Source organism: Tsukamurella sp. PLM1 (genome assembly GCF_023168325.1).
Classification (GTDB): Bacteria; Actinomycetota; Actinomycetes; order Mycobacteriales; family Mycobacteriaceae; genus Tsukamurella.
This window is the reverse complement of sequence record NZ_AP025688.1, coordinates 799,218-817,488: the sequence shown is the minus strand read 5'-3', so window position 1 is coordinate 817,488 and position 18,271 is coordinate 799,218. Positions and strand designations below refer to the sequence as shown.

At 68.9% G+C, this 18,271-nt stretch carries 23 protein-coding genes and 2 pseudogenes; 6 read left to right on the top strand and 19 right to left on the bottom strand.

Annotation, left to right across the window (positions count from 1 at the left end; all coding sequences use genetic code 11):
• Positions 1-75: 75 nt before the first annotated feature.
• The 3 genes from MTP03_RS04350 to MTP03_RS04340 are packed head-to-tail and all read right to left on the bottom strand — an operon-like array spanning position 76 to position 2,870.
• The gene (locus MTP03_RS04350) at positions 76-648 is read right to left on the bottom strand and encodes a GNAT family N-acetyltransferase (RefSeq protein WP_371820883.1); all 573 of its coding nucleotides are present in this window, start codon (positions 646-648) and stop codon (positions 76-78) included.
• Positions 649-705: 57 nt separating this feature from the next.
• Entirely contained in the window at positions 706-1,947 is a 1,242-nt protein-coding gene (gene glp, locus MTP03_RS04345) for a gephyrin-like molybdotransferase Glp (protein ID WP_248490893.1), read from the bottom strand.
• A 20-nt stretch (positions 1,948-1,967) separates the two neighbouring features.
• Positions 1,968-2,870 carry a UTP--glucose-1-phosphate uridylyltransferase gene (locus tag MTP03_RS04340; RefSeq protein ID WP_248490892.1) on the bottom strand — a complete coding sequence of 301 codons (903 nt, stop codon included), beginning with the start codon at positions 2,868-2,870 and terminating at the stop codon, positions 1,968-1,970.
• Between the two features lie 104 nt (positions 2,871-2,974).
• On the opposite strand from MTP03_RS04340, the gene MTP03_RS04335 reads away from it, so the two are divergent.
• The gene (locus tag MTP03_RS04335) at positions 2,975-3,526 is read left to right on the top strand and encodes a 5-formyltetrahydrofolate cyclo-ligase (RefSeq protein WP_248490891.1); all 552 of its coding nucleotides are present in this window, start codon (positions 2,975-2,977) and stop codon (positions 3,524-3,526) included.
• Between the two features lie 224 nt (positions 3,527-3,750).
• On the top strand, positions 3,751-4,497 hold the full coding sequence (locus tag MTP03_RS04330; RefSeq protein WP_248490890.1) for an endonuclease domain-containing protein: 747 nt from the start codon (positions 3,751-3,753) through the stop codon (positions 4,495-4,497).
• 43 nt (positions 4,498-4,540) lie between these two features.
• Here the strand turns inward: MTP03_RS04330 and MTP03_RS04325 are convergent, their stop codons facing one another.
• The gene (locus tag MTP03_RS04325) at positions 4,541-5,104 is read right to left on the bottom strand and encodes a TetR/AcrR family transcriptional regulator (protein ID WP_248490889.1); all 564 of its coding nucleotides are present in this window, start codon (positions 5,102-5,104) and stop codon (positions 4,541-4,543) included.
• A gap of 72 nt (positions 5,105-5,176) precedes the next feature.
• Between MTP03_RS04325 and MTP03_RS04320 the strand changes: the two genes are divergently transcribed.
• The 3 genes from MTP03_RS04320 (at position 5,177) to cpaB (ending at position 7,023) form a co-directional block, all read left to right on the top strand.
• The gene (locus MTP03_RS04320; RefSeq protein ID WP_248490888.1) at positions 5,177-5,443 is read left to right on the top strand and encodes an FmdB family zinc ribbon protein; all 267 of its coding nucleotides are present in this window, start codon (positions 5,177-5,179) and stop codon (positions 5,441-5,443) included.
• An 18-nt stretch (positions 5,444-5,461) separates the two neighbouring features.
• Positions 5,462-6,265, top strand: a complete 804-nt coding sequence (locus MTP03_RS04315; RefSeq protein ID WP_248490887.1) for an acyl-CoA thioesterase II — start codon at positions 5,462-5,464, stop codon at positions 6,263-6,265.
• Between the two features lie 110 nt (positions 6,266-6,375).
• Entirely contained in the window at positions 6,376-7,023 is a 648-nt protein-coding gene (cpaB, locus tag MTP03_RS04310; RefSeq protein WP_248490886.1) for a Flp pilus assembly protein CpaB, read from the top strand.
• A gap of 3 nt (positions 7,024-7,026) precedes the next feature.
• Here the strand turns inward: cpaB and MTP03_RS04305 are convergent, their stop codons facing one another.
• The 3 genes from MTP03_RS04305 to MTP03_RS04295 are packed head-to-tail and all read right to left on the bottom strand — an operon-like array spanning position 7,027 to position 8,389.
• The gene (locus MTP03_RS04305) at positions 7,027-7,779 is read right to left on the bottom strand and encodes a PrsW family intramembrane metalloprotease (protein WP_248490885.1); all 753 of its coding nucleotides are present in this window, start codon (positions 7,777-7,779) and stop codon (positions 7,027-7,029) included.
• Positions 7,764-8,024: a hypothetical protein gene (locus MTP03_RS04300; protein WP_248490884.1), complete on the bottom strand. Its 261-nt coding sequence runs from the start codon at positions 8,022-8,024 to the stop codon at positions 7,764-7,766. Before MTP03_RS04300 ends, MTP03_RS04305 begins: the two co-directional genes overlap by 16 nt.
• Positions 8,024-8,389: a hypothetical protein gene (locus tag MTP03_RS04295; protein WP_248490883.1), complete on the bottom strand. Its 366-nt coding sequence runs from the start codon at positions 8,387-8,389 to the stop codon at positions 8,024-8,026. Before MTP03_RS04295 ends, MTP03_RS04300 begins: the two co-directional genes overlap by 1 nt.
• Before the next feature lie 226 nt (positions 8,390-8,615).
• On the opposite strand from MTP03_RS04295, the gene mscL reads away from it, so the two are divergent.
• A complete protein-coding gene (gene mscL / locus MTP03_RS04290; protein ID WP_248490882.1) occupies positions 8,616-9,068 on the top strand; it encodes a large-conductance mechanosensitive channel protein MscL in 453 nt (150 codons plus the stop codon).
• A gap of 70 nt (positions 9,069-9,138) precedes the next feature.
• On the opposite strand, the gene MTP03_RS04285 is transcribed toward mscL, so the two are convergent.
• The 12 genes and pseudogenes from MTP03_RS04285 to MTP03_RS04235 form a co-directional block, all read right to left on the bottom strand.
• Positions 9,139-9,321 (bottom strand): hypothetical protein, encoded by a 183-nt coding sequence (locus MTP03_RS04285; RefSeq protein ID WP_248490881.1) that lies wholly within the window; start codon positions 9,319-9,321, stop codon positions 9,139-9,141.
• Positions 9,322-9,394: 73 nt separating this feature from the next.
• On the bottom strand, positions 9,395-10,075 hold the full coding sequence (locus MTP03_RS04280) for a hypothetical protein (protein ID WP_248490880.1): 681 nt from the start codon (positions 10,073-10,075) through the stop codon (positions 9,395-9,397).
• Between the two features lie 187 nt (positions 10,076-10,262).
• Entirely contained in the window at positions 10,263-10,898 is a 636-nt protein-coding gene (locus MTP03_RS04275; RefSeq protein ID WP_248490879.1) for an MspA family porin, read from the bottom strand.
• A 219-nt stretch (positions 10,899-11,117) separates the two neighbouring features.
• Positions 11,118-11,840, bottom strand: a complete 723-nt coding sequence (locus tag MTP03_RS04270; RefSeq protein ID WP_248490878.1) for an MspA family porin — start codon at positions 11,838-11,840, stop codon at positions 11,118-11,120.
• A gap of 61 nt (positions 11,841-11,901) precedes the next feature.
• Positions 11,902-12,120, bottom strand: a pseudogene (locus MTP03_RS23350) (MspA family porin); the annotation flags it as partial.
• A gap of 80 nt (positions 12,121-12,200) precedes the next feature.
• A pseudogene (locus tag MTP03_RS23345) lies at positions 12,201-12,560 on the bottom strand (MspA family porin); the annotation flags it as partial.
• Between the two features lie 509 nt (positions 12,561-13,069).
• Positions 13,070-13,522, bottom strand: coding sequence for a hypothetical protein (locus MTP03_RS04265; protein ID WP_248490877.1), 453 nt, complete (start codon positions 13,520-13,522; stop codon positions 13,070-13,072).
• Positions 13,519-14,097: a hypothetical protein gene (locus MTP03_RS04260; protein ID WP_248490876.1), complete on the bottom strand. Its 579-nt coding sequence runs from the start codon at positions 14,095-14,097 to the stop codon at positions 13,519-13,521. The genes MTP03_RS04265 and MTP03_RS04260 overlap by 4 nt, the downstream gene beginning before the upstream one ends.
• Before the next feature lie 418 nt (positions 14,098-14,515).
• Positions 14,516-14,725, bottom strand: coding sequence for a hypothetical protein (locus MTP03_RS04255; RefSeq protein ID WP_248490875.1), 210 nt, complete (start codon positions 14,723-14,725; stop codon positions 14,516-14,518).
• Positions 14,709-15,293: a molybdenum cofactor biosynthesis protein B gene (locus MTP03_RS04250; protein ID WP_248490874.1), complete on the bottom strand. Its 585-nt coding sequence runs from the start codon at positions 15,291-15,293 to the stop codon at positions 14,709-14,711. Before MTP03_RS04250 ends, MTP03_RS04255 begins: the two co-directional genes overlap by 17 nt.
• A gap of 12 nt (positions 15,294-15,305) precedes the next feature.
• Entirely contained in the window at positions 15,306-16,592 is a 1,287-nt protein-coding gene (locus MTP03_RS23085) for a S1C family serine protease (protein WP_305852785.1), read from the bottom strand.
• A gap of 144 nt (positions 16,593-16,736) precedes the next feature.
• On the bottom strand, positions 16,737-18,230 hold the full coding sequence (locus MTP03_RS04235) for a HAMP domain-containing sensor histidine kinase (protein WP_248490873.1): 1,494 nt from the start codon (positions 18,228-18,230) through the stop codon (positions 16,737-16,739).
• Positions 18,231-18,271: the final 41 nt, after the last annotated feature.

Sequence of the window (18,271 nt, the reverse complement as noted above, 5' to 3'; positions counted from 1 at the left end):
CCTGCGGCGTCGAACCCCGCCGACGCGCCGTAGCGAAACCCCAAAAATCTCATCACGTCACTTCAGTCACAGCGCTCAGAACCGCGCGCGACCCGTCCTGACCACCCGCGCGACCATCGAATCGGCCACCTCCTCGGCCGTGATCGCGACGAGCAGATGGTCGCGCCAGGCACCGTCGACGTGCAGGTACCGGCGCAGCAGCCCCTCCTCGCGGAACCCCGCGTGCGCCAGCACCGCCCGCGATCCGGCGTTCTCCGGGCGCACCGTCGCCTCGACGCGATGCAGCCCGAGCCGGCCGAAGGCGTGGTCCACCGCGAGCGCGACGGCGGTCGTCGCCACGCCGCGCCCGGTCACCGAACGATCGACCCAGTACCCCACCCATGCGCTCTGCAACTGCCCCCGCGAGATGTTGCCGAGCGTGATCTGGCCGGCGTAGGCACCGTCGACCTCGATGACGAGCGGGACGAGCGAACCGGACCGCGCCTGCGAACGCAGCGACGCGCACAGCGGATGCCACTGGGCCACGGCGTGCCGGCGGCTCCAGTCCACGTCGCCCGACGGTTCCCAGGGCTCGAGCTCGGCCCGGTTCAGCAGCCGCAGGCGCGACCACTGCCTGGCGTCGCGCGCGCGGATCGGCCGCAGCGTCACCACCCCGGCGGAGGTGGTGAGGGTCCGAGCCGGACCTGCCAGGGCGCTCCGAGCACGTCAGCCGCGCTGGGCGAGGAACGCGACGATCACGTCGTCGCCGGCGCGGACCTCGGTGATCTCCGGGTCCACGACGATGAGGCAGTTCGCCTCGGCCAGGCTCACCAGCAGGTGCGACCCGTTGTCCGGGATGGGCGCGACCATGAACTCGCCGGTGTCCTCATCGCGCATGAGCTGGCCGCGCACGTACTCGCGGCGCCCGCCGGGCGACTCGAACGCTGCGGCGCTCTTGGCGGTCACGAGCCGCCGCATCGGCTGCCGCTTGCCCAGCGCGATGCGGATCAGCGGCCGCACCATGACCTCGAACGCGACCAGCGCGCTCATCGGGTTCGACGGGAGCAGGAAAGTGGGCACCTCGTCGGGGCCGAGGGCGCCGAAACCCTGCACCGACGCCGGGTGCATCGCGATCCGCTCGACCGCGAGATCGCCGAGATCGACCAGGGCGGCGGTGATCTCGTCGGACGCCGTGCCGCCGAGCGCGGACGTGACGATCACGACCTCGGAGCGCTGCAACTGGGCCTCGACCGCCTCGCGGACCCCGTCGGTGCTGACGATGCCCACGCGGTGCACCTCGGCGCCGCAGTCGCGGGCCGCGGCCGCCAGCGCGTAGGAGGCCACGTCGTAGACCTGGCCGGCGCCGGTGTCCCGGTCGATGTCGACGAGCTCGCGGCCCACGGAGATCACGGCGACGCGGGGCCGCGGGTGCACCGACACCTTGTCGCGCCCGACGGCCGCCAGCAGGCCCACCTGCGCGGGCCCGACGACGGTGCCCCGCCGCACGGCCACGTCCCCCGGCTGCACGTCGTCACCCGTGCGCCGGACGTACTGCCCGGACCGGACGGCGTGTCCGACACGGACTTTCGACAGGCCACCGTCGGTCCACTTGTCGGGCAGGACGGCGTCGGCCAGGGTGGGCAGGGGCGCGCCGGTCTCGACCTTGACGGCCTGGCCGGGCTGCAGCCGGATGGGCTGGCGGTTACCCGCTCGGACCTCGCCGACCACGGGCAGCGAGACCACGATCTGCTCGCCGGTCTCGTCGTCGGTGGCGCCGGCGTCGGTCACGTCCACCGAGCGCACCGCGTACCCGTCGATCGCGGCCTGGTCGAACGCGGGAAGGGCGTTCTCGACGACCACTTCCTCCGCGCACATCAGGCCCTGCGCCTCCGAGATCCCCACGCGCACCGGCCGCGGCGCCACCGCCGCCGCCGTGACCCGTGCCAGATGGTCCTCCACGGAGCGCATGTGCTCGCCTCCTGCTCGCGTCAGTCTCGGTTCAGGCGATCCTGCAACCACTCGCGCAGGTCGGGCCCGTAGTCGTCACGGTCCAACGCCAAGTCAACCGCAGCTTTGAGGTAGCCTCCGGGATTTCCGAGATCGTGTCGGGTGCCGCGGTGCACCACCACGTGCACCGGATGACCCTCGCTGATGAGCAGCGCGATGGCGTCGGTCAGCTGGATCTCGCCGCCCGCGCCCTTGTCGATGCGCCGGATCGCGTCGAAGATCGCCCGGTCCAACAGGTAGCGCCCCGCGGCCGCGTAGTTCGACGGTGCGTCCTCCAGCTTGGGCTTCTCGACCATGCCGTTCACCTTGAGCACGTCGGGATTGGTCGCGTCGGGGACGACCTCGGTCTCGAAGATGCCGTAGGCGCTGACCTGCTCGTCGGGGACCTTGATCGCGCAGAGAACGGAACCGCCGCGCTTCTCGCGGACCTTCGCCATGGTGGTGAGCACGCCGATCGGCAGCACCAGATCGTCGGGCAGGAGCACGCAGATGGCGTCCTCGTCGTCGTCCAGGGCTGCTTCGACGCAGGCCACGGCATGTCCCAGGCCGAGCGGCTTGTCCTGGATCACGGCCTCGGCGTGGATCAAGTTCGGGGCGCGGCGCACCTTGTCGAGCATCGCGGTCTTGCCACGCTTCTCCAGGGTGCCCTCGAGCACGAGATCCTCGACGAAGTGCGCGACCACGCCGTCCTTGCCGGGGCTGGTGACGATGCACAGCCGCTCGGCGCCGGCCGCCGCGGCCTCCTCCGCCACGAGCTCGATACCCGGCGTGTCCACCACCGGCAGCAGCTCCTTGGGAACCGTCTTCGTGGCGGGCAGGAAGCGCGTGCCGAGGCCGGCGGCGGGAACGACCGCGGTCTTCGGGATGGACGGCGAGGTGGTCATTCCCCCACCATAGGCTAGGTCACGTCAAGGTAACGATCCGAGTCGCTGTGATGTCCGCGGGAAGGTGCTCCGTGTCCGATAGGGATGAAGTCGAATGTGTGCACGTGGATCCGCTGCCCGCGTCCGAGGCGAAGAACGCCTGGCGGAAACGGTTCCGCCGCACCCGCGCCGCACTGTCGGAGGCCGCGCGCGCCGAGGCCGCCGCCGAACTGACCACTGTGCTGGCGCAGCTGGACCTGGGCGTCGTCGCGGCGTACGTGCCGGTGGGATCCGAGCCCGCGTTCGCGCTTCCCGGCCGGGCGCTGCTGCCGGTGACGCCGCCGGAGCCGGGGCCGCTGCGCTGGGCCTGGTCGGGCGAGCTGGCGCCGGGGCCGTTCGGGTTGCTCGAACCGGCGGGCCCGCGACTCGGTCCGGATGCGCTCGCCTCCGTGGACACCGTGCTGCTCCCGGCGTTGGGGGTGTCCCGCGACGGGGTGCGACTGGGCCGCGGGGCGGGGTATTACGACCGCTCGCTGAGCTTCGCGCGCGGGAAACGGCTGATCGCGGTGGTCTACGACCACGAGCTGGTCGATTCGCTGCCGTCGGAGCCCACCGACGTGCCCGTGCACGCCGCACTGACGCCGTCGGGGCTGGTGGAGTTCGCGCTGCCGGGGTGACGGCGCGGGGTGAATCCACGGCTGTAGGAGCACAGGAAGCCGAATCTGGTTCGCCATGCCCACTGAGCCGCGGATTCACCCACGCTCCGGATACACCCGGCCTCGGATTCACCTGCGCAGCGTTGTGGGGCGGCGCCTGTGAACAGAAACGTTAGGTACCAAAACTGGGGATGGACGCGGATCACCCGCGATTCCGGGGCGGCCGCCGGCGCGAGGATCGCCGCATGATCGAGATCGGAAGCTGGGGCGACGTGGCGGTGGAACTCGGCCGCGGGAATGGCAACGTGGTGTCACGACGGCAATTGCTCGGGGCCGGCGTGCTCAGATGGCCACCGCACCGTCGGACTCGTCACCGCACGCACAAGCAGTGCACAGCGTTCCGCACGCTGGCCACGCCACGGAGCGCGGTGGACGAGCTCGACGACGCCCTGCTGTGCGCGGCCGATTGCCTTGACCCCGACCAGTTGGTAGCCGTACTGGACTCGACCCTGCGCATGGACGTCCCGCTCACCGATAAGCACCTGCAGGAGCTCTTCGCGAAGGCTCCGCGCCGGATCACGCGGGTACTGAAGTACCTCGATCCCCTCGCGGGTTCCGGGACCGAATCGATCGTCCGCTACCGCCTCCGGTGCAAGCACATCGCGGTGCGGAGCCAGGTGACGATTCCCGGCATCGGCAGGGTGGACCTGCTGGTGGGCGACAAGCTCATCATCGAGTGCGACAGCGAGGGCAACCACAGCGGCGCGCAGCGAAAGATCGATCTGAAACGCGACCGCAAGGCCGAGATCGGCGACTACCACGTGCTGCGCGTCGACTACGACGAGGTGATGACGGATTGGAAGTCCGTGTACAAGGACATCGCCGAAATCGTCCACACCGACCGCCACCTGGGCAAGGTCCGGGAGATCAGCGAGGTGAATCCGCGGCCGCCTGACAACAGGAAGCCAGATCTGGTTTCCTGTGCTCCGTGAGCCGCGGATTCACCTACACCTCAGGGGCGGCCAGCAGCACCACCTACACCAGCAGGCGGGAGATGTACTTCTCGCCGTACGCGCGCAGGGCTGCGGTGTCGTTGACATCCAGGCCGGTGGGCGGATTGGACAGCAGCGAGCCGGTGACGCGCAGCATCAGGTCGGTGACGGAGCACAGCTCGGCGTAGTCCTGCTCGGCGCCGGAGTTCCGCAGGCGGATCACGATCCCCTGGATCAGCAGGTCCCAGACCCCACGCGGGATGCGCAGGAAGTACTCCGGCTCGGCGGCCAGCACCTTGGACACCGCCAGGTTCGACGCGGCCTGGTCGATGCTGAGCACGAACACCTCGACCAGTGTCTGCTGCGGGGTGAAGCCCACGATCGCCTTGTCCAGCTTCCGGCGCAATGTCCGGATCTCGATGGCCACGACCCGCGCGATCAGCTGATCGCGGTTGGGGAAGATCCGGTACAGGGTGCTGCGGGAGACGTGCGCCTGCTTCGCGACCTGGTCCATGCTGACACCCGGGATGCCGTTCTCGGCGATCACCTCACGTGCGGCGTCCACAATCCGGCGGGCAGGCGACGGCGTGCGAGAAGGAACCGTCATGGCCGTATCCTATCGGCTCACACCTCTGGCACTCGAATCGCCAGAGTGCTAATCAGAGGCTAGAATCAGTAGGTGCCTACCTACTCATACGCGTGCAAGGAGTGCGGCAACAGCTTCGACGCCGTCCAGTCCTTCTCCGACGAGCCCCTCACCGTGTGCCCCGAGTGCGGCGGTCCGCTGCGCAAGCTGTTCAACTCCGTGGGCGTCGTATTCAAGGGCAGCGGCTTCTACCGCACCGATTCCCGCAGCTCCAAGGCGGATACGACGGCCAAGTCCGACTCGACGCCGGCGCCCAAGTCCGAGACCGCCGCCAAGGTCGAGAAGGCCACCAGTTCGTAGCGTTGCTACGTTGCAACCATGACCCACGTCTTCGATGAGGCCACGGCCGTCGAGCAGGTGGACGGCACCTTCCGCGCCCACACCCACCCCGCGTACAACAACATGGTCGGCCCGTTCGGCGGAATCACCGCCGCGACCGTCGTGGCCGCCCTGCAGGCGCACCCGGACGCACAGGGCGATCCGCTGAGCCTGACGATCAACTACGCCGCCCCCATCACCGAAGGCGCGTGGGACATCGCGATCACGGTGCTGCGCACCAATCGCACCAACCAGCACTTCACCTTCCTCATCGAGCAGGCCGACGGTGCCGTCGCCTCCGGTACCGCGGTGTTCGGCAACCGCCGCGATACCTGGAGCCACACGGAGCTGCCGTTCCCGCAGGTGGGAGCACCCGAGGACTACCCCGAGCAGCCGTTCCCCGAGTTCATCGCCTGGGCCGCCAACTATGAGACCCGGTTCGTCGAGGGCAGCCTGAACATCGAGGGCGCGCAGGACTCGTCCGTGAGCACGCTGTGGTTGCGCGACAAGCCGGCCCGCCCGCTGGACTACCCCGCTCTCGCTTCCATCACCGACGCGTTCTTCCCCCGTGTGTTCCTGCGCCGCGGCACCTACCTCCCCGCGGGCACGATCTCGCTGACCACCTACTTCCACGCCAGCGCCGACGAACTCGCCGAACAGGGCGACGACTTCCTCCTCGGCACCGCGCGCGGCGCCCGCTTCGGGCACGGCCACTTCGACCAGTACGCGCAGGTCTGGGGCCGGAACGGCACCCTGCTGGCCACCACGCACCAGATCGTCTACTACAAGGATCCGAAGGCCTGACCAGGGCCTGATCGGGCCCCGTTATCCACAGATTCCGGGCTATCCACAGGCGGGCCGTTTCCAGCCCTTTCCGACGGTCCGCCGTCGGCGCACCGTCGTAGATTCCGGGCATGGAGTCGCTGCAGCCGACGGGCACCGAACGGATCAGGGCCGCGTTGCGGCCGGGCTGGGCGCGCACGCTGACGGCGCGGCGGGCGGCCGCGGCGGCACTGGCCGTGCTCGCGCTGGTCATCGCGGTCACGAGCCGGCCCAGCGGGCCGCAGGCGCAGGTACTGGTCGCGGCGCGCGAGCTGGGTCCGGGCGGCGGGCTCACCGCCGCGGACCTGACGGTGCGCACGGTGCCCGCCGAGCTCGCGCCGCAGGACGCGCTGCGCAGTCCCGACGATGCGGTCGGCCGGTCGGTGACGGGGCCGGTCGGCGCGGGTGAGATCCTCACCGGCCGCCGCGTGCTGACAGACCGGACCGCCGGCTACATCCGGCCGGGCGCCCGCCTGGTCCCGGTGGCGCTGCAGGACAACGCGACGATGGACCTGCTCCGCCCGGGTGACGTGGTGGACGTGGTCGCGCAACGCAAACGCGCGGGCGGGCCGGACGAGGAGCCGCTGGTCCTGGCCCGGTCGGCGACGGTGGCGGTGGCGCCGGCCGCGCAGGCCGGGCGGCAGCAGGCGCGGACCGCGATGCTGGCGATGTCGGAGGCGGAGGCCCACGCCGTGGCCGCCGCCGCGCTGAGTTCGCCGCTGTCGGTGGTGTTCCGGTGAAGCTCACCCCACCCGGTAGGTCAGTTCGCGGAGCAGCCACTTCTGCCGCTGCCGCGTCACGGCCGCGAAGGCGGGGCCGTAGTAGTGGCGCACGAACTGCTCGCCGTTGCGCCGCAGGGCGCGGGTGGGCAGGGTCGCGAGCTCCGCCGGCGGGGCCAGCGCCGCCGCTTCCGGAGTGCGGACCGCGGCGGCGAGCCACCGTCGGTGCTCGAACAGCATCCAGGTCCATGCCCCGCCCAGCAGCGCCAGGGTGATCCCGCACTTCAGCGCGATCAGCAGCAGAACCAGCACGGGCTCGGAGCCGCTGGGCGCGTTCCACCAGAAGTGCAGCAGGTACGACAGCAGCAGCGGCACCGGGAACAGCAGCGACCGCATCCGCAGCAGGATCAGGCCCAGCGCGAAGAAGCCGGAGTACACCCAGTGCGACTGGAAGCCGAACAGCGCGCGGGCGAACGACACGATCAGGGCGCCCACCACGTCGGACTGCGGGTCGCGCAGCGCGAACGTGACCGCGTACGAGAGGTTCTCCACCACTTGGAAGCCCAGGCCGGCGAACGCGCCGACGGCGAACGCCTGCATCGGCCGCCGGATCCGGTCGCGATACAGCACCAGCAGCAGCGCGACGCCCGCGCCCTTGATCGTCTCCTCGTTGACCGGACCGACGAGGGCCGCTCCCCATGTGGTGGCGCCGGGGTCGCCGAGCACGTCGTTCACCGCGTCGGAGGCGAAGCCGTTGATGGTCAGGGCCGGCCGCACGCGCCGACCGCGCCCCACGCGAACGCCGCGCCCCACGCCGAGTGGACCTGCGCGTGGGAGCGGTCGAGCAGCCAGATGATCACCGCGACCAGCGCCGCGGCGATCAGCACCACCGGCACCGCCGCGAAGAACCCTGACCAGGTGCTCGCGAACCGCGGCACCATGTCGCGGCCCAGCACGAACACGCCGATCGCCATGCCCACCGCCAGCACCCAGAAGCTGATCTGCGTCAGCAGCCCGCGCATCACGCCTCCCGCAGGGAGGTGACGAGGGCCGGAAGGTCGGGGGCGGCACCGTCGGGCCCGCGCAACGTGAGCACCGTGACCAGCAGGGACGAGCGCGCGACCACCGCACACTCTCCCGTCCGCCCGCCGCCCGCCGCGGCGCAGCTGCGGCCGGTGAACTGCGCGCCGCGGACATCGCCGGTGAAGTGCGCGTCGACGCCGCCCGCCGCGAATTCGCGCAGGCGGCGCGGGGCGGCGGTGTCGAAGTCGGTCATGCCGGTGGTGAGGCGGACCGACAGTGAACTGCCGCTCGGGTGGGTGAACCGCACCACGTCGGCGCGGCCGGACGGCACCTTCTCCCACCCCGACGGTCCGCGGAACGCCACGCGGGCGGCGTCGGTACCGACGCTGAACGTCTGGTCGGCGACGGGGTCGTGGGGGTGGGAACGGCGCGCTCGAGCCCGTACCAGCCGGCGGCCAGGCCGCCGATCGCGAAGATCACACCAATGGAAACCCCCGCGTCGACTACGCGAACACGGTTCATACCGCTAGCATAAGCACGAAGTTGCCTCATGCGTAACTCTGGTTACATCACTGCAAAGGACTCGGAACATGCTCAAGGGCTTCAAGGACTTCCTCCTGAAGGGCAACGTGCTGGACCTGGCGGTTGCCGTGGTCGTCGGCGCCGCCTTCACCGCGATCGTCACCGCCTTCACAGATCACATCGTGCAGCCGCTCATCGCCTCGATCGGCGGCGGCAAGGACGTGCAGGGCCTGGCGTGGCAGATCGTGGACGGTAACGACAAGACCATCGTCGACATCGGCGCCGTGCTGACCCAGGCGATCAACTTCGTGCTGGTCGCGGCCGTCGTGTACTTCATCCTGATCCTCCCGTACGAGCGCATGAAGGCCCGCTTCGCGCCGGAGAAGGCCGCCGAGGACGAGGTGGACGTACTCGTCGAGATCCGCGACCTGCTGGCCGCGCAGGCCGGCCCCAGCCAGGGCGGCGCCCACTCGGCGCTCCCGCCCACGGGCCAGTTCCCGTCGCAGAAGCCGCAGATCTGATCCTGGTTCCGACGAAGCCGGCCTCCCTCGCGGGGAGGCCGGCTTTCGTTTGTCGGATTCGACGGTGCCGCTACAGCGACCCGCGGCGCGAGAGTCCGGTGTCGTCCATCGCCAGCACGGCCATGAGCTCGCGATAGCTGGACTCGGACAATCGCGTTGGGGGAGCCTTCTCCTCAGCTCCGGAGGCCGACACTCGCTTCTGCTGCTCAGTGGCGTTCTCTGCGACCATCTCGATCGACCCGTCGTGAGTCATGCGCCCCGTGGCGGTGGTCCCGTCCGGGAGACGAACGACGACGTATCCGTCACCCCGCGGCTGGGCTCGGCGCTTATGGAGCCCCTTCACTCCTGCTCGGACGACCTTGCGCGTACGGCGGCCGGACTTCAGTTCGTCCACGTCGAATAGCCTCCTCGGTCAACACATTGATGATAACGCTCTCGCCGGGGTTCGACGCCGTGCCTTTGAGGTAGCTGAACCACTCCGCTACACCTTCGTCGAATCCGACCTTCTCGACTCGGTTTTCCATGACCCACTCGAAGGTCTCCCACCATCGATCATTGCTCGCCGAACGCGCCTGGCTGCGCAGGGCGGCACGGAACGCCACCAACGCCGCGATGACCGCCCCGATCGCCCCGAACCCGGGCGACGTGACGAGCACCCAGAGTGCGTGCAGCACCTCTGACGTGCCATGCGGCCAATGCTCCCGGCAGTATCCGACGACCGGGTTGGAGACGATCCAGACAAGGACGATCGCGCCGGCCGCAAGCAGCACTCGGCGCGCCCACACTCGCCTCCGAACACTTCTCCGCGCGAGTTCGAGCTGGACACGAGCCGGACGAAGCTGCTTGGGAACACTCTCCCCGTGCCGGTCGCCGCGTACCACCCATCGAATCAATGACAGGGCCGTGGCACGACGATCGTTCATCTCGGCAAAATCCCTGACAATCCACCATGCCGCCTGGCAGCGTCCCGGTGCAGACAACGACGCCGACTCTTCTCCTGGCTCCACCGAACCACCTCCGCCACACGTCGCGAGGACATCGCCTCCACGAAACGGGCGCCCTCATCAATTGGACGCGCCAGAGCGCGGATCGGTTCCGAAGCGGCAGTCCCCGCAGCCGCGACTCAGCCGAGGGTGAAGCGGTCTCCCCACAGGACAAGGCGCCCCTTCGAGTCCCCCACCTGCGCCCGCACGATCACATAGAGCCGCGCCGGGCGTAGCCCGCGCAGCTGTCGACGCCGATCGTCTGGTCGTTGTAGGTGAAACTGCCGCTCGCGCCGGTGAAGTCGAAGCTCGTCGACGGTGCCGCCCAGTCCGGGTCCACCTCGTCGCCCGGCTTCGGCCACGTCGCGCGGTCGTAGGTGAGTGACTGGGTACCGATCGATCCCGCGGCGAGCTTGATCGACCCGCCGGTCGAGCCCGACACCGACGGCGTGAGTCCGCCGCCGGCCCCGACGGTCGCACCGGAATCGACGTCCGCTCCGAGGTCGAGGCTCGCATCGCCCACGTCGATCTGGCAACCGACCGCATAGCCGGCCTCGATCGACCCGCCGTCGGCGTCGCTGCCGCTCACCTTCACGCTCACGGTGCCCGACACCCACGCATTGCGGGTGGTCGGCAGCGCGACCATGCCCGGCGACAACCGCGCCCGCTGGCCCTTCACCGCGATGGTGATCGTGCCGCTCCCCGCCTTGATGGACTTCGTGGTGTCCCGCAGCGGGATCACGGTGTCGGCTCCCGTGCTCGGGGCGGGGGCCAGCAGTCCGACGGTGACCGCTCCCGCAGTCGTGAGCGACGCTCGGCGCGCGAGATCCTCGAGGTCATGGCTCATCCTCTTTCCAGCCTCCGGCGAATTGCGCCGGAGTGTTGAAAGGGCAAGATAGCAGGGCGAATCCACCCGAGTCGCCCGTGGAAGCAGTGCCGTAACATTGGCGCGAATTCGAAACCAAGGTCGATAAGTCGGCGGCCACCCGCTCGTCGTTGGAAACGCCAAAGGGCGGCATCCGGACGTAACCGGATACCGCCCTCAGGCGTTGCCTCTCGAGCGCGACTAACCCAGCGTGAAGGGCTTACCCCAAAGGATTGCTGTGCCCTGAGTGCTACCAGCCTTGGCCTTGACCTTGGCAAAGAAGCGCGCCTGAGCGTATCCCGCACAGCCGTCGACGCCGATCGTCTGCTCCGTGAAGCTCAGAGAGCCCGAAGACCCCTTGAACTTGAAACCTGTGCTGGGCGAAATAACACTGTCCCAGTTCGGTGAGATCTCGTCGCCAGCGGCGGGCATTGTCGCACGGTCATACGTGAGGAACTGGGTGCCAACTGAACCCGCCGACAGAGACAGCGTCCCACCAGTCTTTCCGCTAGCTGACACCGCATAGCCCTGCTTGCTTTCGCCATACTTCGACTGACCGAAGCCTGCGTCGGCGCCCGTCTCACCACCCAGTGTGATCTTTGCGGCCCCGACGTCAACCTGGCAACCCACGGCATAGCCAGCGGCGATCGACCCACCGTCAGCCTTCCCACCGCTGATCTTGGCCGAAACAAGCCCTGAAACCCACGCGTTGCGGGTTGTAGGCAGTGCAACCATTCCCGGCGAGAGCTTCGCGCTCTGATTAGTAATCGTAACCGTAAGAGTGGCTTCACCAAGCTTAATGGAGGTACTACCATTCGGCAGTGGGATAAACGTGTCTGCGTTCGCAGCACCCGTCGAGAGGGCACCCATCGCGACGCCTGCCGCAGCGGCGACAGCAGCGCCGCGCAGAGCGATCTTCTTCATGAAATATCCTTCAGGATTCGCCGCCCCGCGAGGCGGACAAGAGAGTCAGGTCGGATTCGAATCAGCCCAGCGAGAACGGCGCGCCGTACAGGAAGCCCTGGATACGATTGCTGCCCTTGATCTCGACCCAGGTCACTACACGGGCCTGCGCGTAGCCTGAGCACGCCTTAATGTCAACATTCGCATCCTTGATGGTGACGTTGTACGTTCCAGGCTTTGTAAACTTGATCGAGTCGATCGAGCCCGGCTGATCCTCGCGAGAGTAGCCTGTGACGCTGTCAGTCGCGCCAGGGCAAGCGGAAGACTGGCCCCAACACCACCTCCGAGACCGACACCACCCGACGGTCCCGCAGTGCCGAAACCGAGACTTGCCGACGGGCCACCGACCGTGAAGTCAACCCCGACCTTGCCCGGGAACTGACAACCAACAATCACGCCGACTCCCAGCTTGCCAGCGATGTCCTTTGCGTCGGCGGGCGCCTTGACGGTGACCGAGCCGTGGGAAGTGACCCACGCCGACCGCGACTGCGCCGTTGCCAGCGAGCCCTGGATCGCCGAGGAGTTACCCGTCGACTTCAGGACGACGCTCCAGCCCGCGGGGGCCGGGACAATCTTCTGACCGCTCGGAAGCGGGCCCGCGTTGGCGGTGCCGGCTGCGATCGAGGCGGCAGCAGCCACCGAGACCGCAACGACGCCGGTGCGCGCTGCGACCTTGCTCATCTTGCTCATTCGTTCCCCTCACCAGGAATCATGTATGTGCCACCCCGGTAGGGTGTCGGCACGGCGGCTCACCCAGCCGCCAACCGAATCCTGAGCGACTTGCTCGCTCACGATCACTGTCGGTTCCCCGGAGGTCTTCGCTGACCTACGGTTCCCGCGGAGCATATCCTCAGGTTTCGAGGGACCGCAACGGTTTGAATCTTCGCAAATGCTGCATTCAACAACTTAGAGTTACACATAGAGAATCTCGCCCACCGCCTCCCGCCAGCGGTTCTTAGGCCATACTCACCGGTAACAGGCCCCTGACCTGCGAACCAATTAGGGTAGCCTTCCCCTTAGAGTTCACTCAGGTAACTCGATCCCGTAACCTTGCCGTAAATCTCGCGGGATGTGTCCTTGGTCACACGACCTGCAGCGACGGTCGGTACACACCGTTATTCGATGGGCTGAACCTCTCAGCCGCCATGATGCGGCGGGCGATTCTCGCGATACCACTGCCTCTGACGGCGTCAGCGATCCGCGTCGCTGGAGATCGCACTCCCCACAGCCTCGGCCAGTCCGCCAGGAAGCCGCGCAGAGAACGACACCGCGTTCAAACCGACGGACAGTCTCGCGTCGGACAGTGCGGCCCGCAGGTACCCCATGGCGAATGGAAGCCCCTCGCCACGCGCGAACTCGGTCGCCTCCTCGGGCGTCAGTTCACCCGGGTGATCCGAGAACTCGAACTCGACGATGCATTCGAGCGCCGCCGAGCATTCCGGCTCGGACAAATCCAGCCCCATACGAAGGCGGAGCCGCGCTGCGCCATCCTCCGATGTCGTTGCTCTGGCACCGAGATGGGCGTTCAAGCCCTCACCGTGTTCAGGATCCGGCCGCCACGAAGTCACCTCATCGCCGTAGCGACGCTCCACGGAACGCCTGACCCATCGCACCGACGCATCGGTGGCCGTCGGCGCACTCACCGAGCATCCTTCACATCGATCTTGAGCGCGACGCACTCCGTGCCGGCCCGCCCAGTGTCACTGTCCGGCGACCACGGCAGCGGGAAGACCCTGGCAGGCCCCGAAACTGGCCGGTGAGTCAGCAGGTGGTAATCGATATCAGTGTGATCCGATCTGGACGGATACGCGACACCCACGTCGTGCGTACGATCATTGGCGATGAGCCAGGCGTTCACCTCGCCCCACAGCCACAGGCCACGGTCCCCGGCATAGAACGGGGCCGGGAATCCTTCGCCGCGCTCACCACGAATCCACGCGCCCACTGCCTGCCGCGTGACAGACGCACGCATCGCGATCTCACTCGGGCTCACGAGATCCGGAAGCGTCCTGGCCGGAACGATGCCGTGCCGGATCAGCGCGGTGCCGGCTTCACGTCCCGCGGGAGCCGCCGACACGCCCTCCCAGGAGAGCGTGACCCTTGCGCCGTACCCCGAGACCACCACGAACGCATCCAGCTCGTCTTCGGCGACATCGACCAGTGGATCATCGAGCGACGTCAACGTGGGCACCTCGAAACTGATCTCGAACGTGCTCATCGACATGGTGGGAGTCTCCTGTTCCGCCCGGGCGTTGTCAATCGACAACGCTGTGGTCTGCGTGTTTGTTCCCCTGTCGCATCAGATCAAATCGTGGCGGTCAGGGCACCTATCGACGGTTCGGCGAACGCGCCGAGCGGTGGCGGTCGAGTTCCGCACGGTTCCGCCCAGACCGAACTGCTTGCCGAGGTCACCGCCGCAGGGGCAGTACAACCGAAACTTGTGCCCCTGCTTCCGCACGGTCCACCCCTTGCCCATGGCGTACTCGACGGCAGCACAAAGATCGGTCTCCCCCTTGTACGCGTTGCGAACGTCCTGAAGCGTCGCTACATCCCAAGCCAAGCTCCCCCTCGACGGCACTCTAATCCGCCTGCATCCGCGTGCGCGGCGGTTCGAACGGAGCCAGCGAGCGAATCACTCAGCCGCCATGATGCGGCGGCCGGTTCTCGCGATACCACTGCTCCGTGCGGGCACCGTCGGGCCCGGAGACGGGAGATGCCGCACCCGACCCGGATGCGGCATCGGCCAGATCGTCCTTCGTCTGCGACGGCAGGACGTCCCCGAAGATGCGCGCGATATCGCGCGCGGAATACTTCTTGCCCGAATCGGGCTTATCGGGCCTGGTCATCCCCGCCTGCGATGTGCCGGATCACGTGGGTCGCCAAGGGCGTGAGGGTGGCCATCCCGTCGCGGATCGCCGCGCGCGAGCTCGCCAGGTTCACCACCACGGTGCTGCCGGACACGCCGGCCAGCCCCCGCGAGAGCCCCGCGTCGGTCGCGCCCGCGGCCAGACCGGACGAGCGCAGCGCCTCGCAGATGCCGGGCAGCTTCTTGTCCAGGATCTCCTCGGTCGCCTCGGGCGTCACGTCGCGCGCGCCCACGCCCACGCCGCCGATCGTCACGGCCAGGTCGACGCCGCCGATCACCGCGGTGTTCAGCGCGTTGCGCACGTCCACCTCCTCGGCGGGGACCACGACCACGGCGTCCACCTCGAAGTCCGCCTCCTCGAGCAGCTCCGTCACCAGCGCCCCCACGGACTTGCCCGCGCTGGACCCGCCCGGCTGCAGGTGATCGTCGACCACGATCACCAGGGCCCGGCCGATCACCCCCGCGCCGTCCAGCGCCGATTCGTCCAGCGTGTCCGGGACTTCGTCCGTCAACCACTCCGGCGCCGCGGCGCCACCGATCTGCGTCATGTCCGGACTCCTCTACTTGTCCAACTTGTCGAGCGTGATCTGCTTGGTCTGCGGGGACGTACTGCCCGCCGTCTCCAAGTACGTGATGGTCACGGTAGCCCCCGGCGGGTACGAACGCACGGCCCCGATCAGCCCGTACCCGTCCGTGATGGTCAGATCGTCGACCTTCGTCACCAGCGCCCCCTCCGGGATCCCGGCGCGGCCGAACGCCCCCGTCGACGACACCTGCGCGACCACCGCGCCCGGCCGCGTCACCGACGTCTGCCGAACGTCCACCGTGACGCCCACCGCGGCGTGCGTCGCCTTGCCCGACTCCATCAGCTCCTTCGCGATCCGCTGCACCTGGTTCGACGGGATCGCGAAGCCCAGGCCGATGCTGCCGCCCTGCTGCCCCGTGAGGCGCGAACTGCCCAGCGTGGCGATCGACGAGTTGATGCCCACCAGGCGGCCGGTCATGTCCACCAGGGCGCCGCCCGAGTTGCCGGGGTTGATCGCCGCGTCCGTCTGCACCGAATTGATGACGGTGGCCTGATCCGAGTCCTTACCGCTCGTCGCCACGGGCCGGTTCAGGGCGGAGACGATACCGCTCGTCACCGTGCCGGCGAGGCCGAGCGGCGCGCCCACCGCCACGACCTCCTGGCCGACCGTCAGCTTGCCGCTATCGGCGAACGTGAGCGGCTTGAGATCGCGCTTGTCCGTCTGGATGACCGCGAGATCGGTCACCGGATCCGCCCCGACCACCGCCGCGTTACTCACGCTGCCGTCCGAGAACGACACCGTGAGCCTGCCGTTCCCCGCGATCACATGATTGTTCGTCACGATCTTGCCGTCAGCGCTGATCACCACACCCGAGCCCGACGACTCCGAGGTGCCCGCCTGATTGTCGATCGACACGACCGCCGGCAGCACGTTCGTCGCCACCTCCTGCACCGAGCCCTTCACCACGGGCGGCGCATCCCCGCCGTTCACCGTGATCGCGGCCGGCGCGTCGTCCTTGCCCCACACGAGGTACGCGCCCGTCACCGACAACAGCGAGGCGACCAGCGCGATCGCCACGCCGAGCGCCACCAGCGCGCCCATGCCCGGGCGCTTCGAGCCGGAGGGCCCGGGCACCGTCGGGCCGCCGGGGCCGGGCGGGAAGCCCGACGGTGCGCCCCCGCCCCCGCCGGGCTGCCCCACCACACCGGCCTGCGCGGCCGCGTACGGGTTCGAGTACTGCTGCGTGGGCCGGTACTGCCCCGGCTGCGGCGGTGTTCCCCCCGGCTGCGGCTGGTAGGGATTCTGCGGACCCTCGGTCATGAGGTTCGCCTCCTTCGTGTTCTCCCCCGCCACATTGCAGGCGGCGTCTGTGAAGTCGCTGTGAGCAGCTTGTCACTTCCCTCGAAGCAGGCTCCCTCATTTGCCTCGAAGCAGGCTCCCTCATTTGCCTCGAAGCAGGCTCCCTCATTTGCCTCGAAGCAGGCGGAGCCGCGGCTCCCGCTGCACCACCTGCGGCGCGCGGCCGCCCGCCACCGGACTGCCGGGGATCTCGAACCGGACCAGGGCGCCGCCACCGTCGGCCGAGCCGACCGAGACCGTGCCCCCGTGCCGCTCCACCACCTGCTTGACGATCGCCAGCCCCAGGCCGGAGCCGGGCATCGAGCGGCTCGACATCGAGCGGTAGAACCGCTCGAACACCAGCTCCCGGTCCTCCTCCGGGATGCCGGGGCCGCTGTCGGCCACCGTGAGCGCGGCACGGTCGACGCCGGTCTCAGCGAGCGAGACGCGCACCACGGAACCGTCGGGCGAGAACTTCGCGGCGTTGTCGAGCACGTTGATCACCGCGCGGCCGAGCCCGCCGTGGTCGCCGTAGACGAACCACGGGGCGGAGGTGACGTCGAAGCGGACCGTCGGGCGGCGGCGCTCGACCCGGTCGACCGCCTTGGTCAGCACCTCCACGAGGTCGACCTCCTCGTTGACCGCCTCGGGCGCGTCCTCGCGAGCCAGGTCCACGAGATCGCCGACGAGCGTGGTCAGCTCCTGGACCTGGGCGAGCACGTCGTCGGACAGGTCCTGCAGGTCCTCCTCGGGGATCGGCGGAGCGCCCGGGCGGCGCGTCGCGATGAGCAACTCCACGTTCGTGCGCAGGCTGGTCAGCGGCGTGCGCAGCTCGTGTCCCGCGTCGGCGACGAGGCGCGCCTGCCGGTCCCGCGACTCGGCCAGCGCCTTCAGCATCGTGTTGAAACTGACCGTGAGGCGGGCCAGCTCGTCGCGGCCGGTCACGGGGATCGGCGCCAGATCGTCCGTCTTCGCCACGCGTTCGGCGGCCTCGGTGAGCCTCTGCACCGGTCTGAGCCCACCCCGCGCCACCGCCGTGCCGGCGATCGCGGCCAGGATGATCCCGCACGCGCCCACCACGATGAGCACGGTGCCCAATTCGTTGAGCAGGTTCTTCGTGGGCGTCAGGTCCTCGGCCACGATGATCGTGACGCCGTTGTCGAGGCGGCGCGCCATGACCCGGGTGTCGCCCGCCGAGCGCAGCGACTCCGCCGCCTTGCCCGAGATCACGGCGCGCTCCGCGTCGCCGATCGGCACCGGGCCCGAGTGGTACGGAGTGCCGTCGGGGTACACCACCATCGTGCGGTTGACCGACATGTCCGGGCGGAACATCAGCATCATCATCACGGTGGTGAACTGCGTGACCGGCGAGCTCATCGCCGGCGCCACCGAGTCCACCTGCTGGTGCAGTCGGTTGTCGACATCCGCGTACATCGCACGCTTGACCACGAAGAACGCCGACGCCGCCATCAGCGCCACGGTGATCCCCACGACGACAGCCGCCAGCAACGTGACCCGCCACCGGAAGCTGACGTTCCGGGTGATCGGGTTCGGGTCGCGCATCGGGCGCTTGTCGCGCACGTCCGGGCGCGCGTGCCGGGGTGGGGACGGCACCGTCATCGCCCTGTTTCCGGCGCGTACCGCGCCGTCCCGGCCACCGC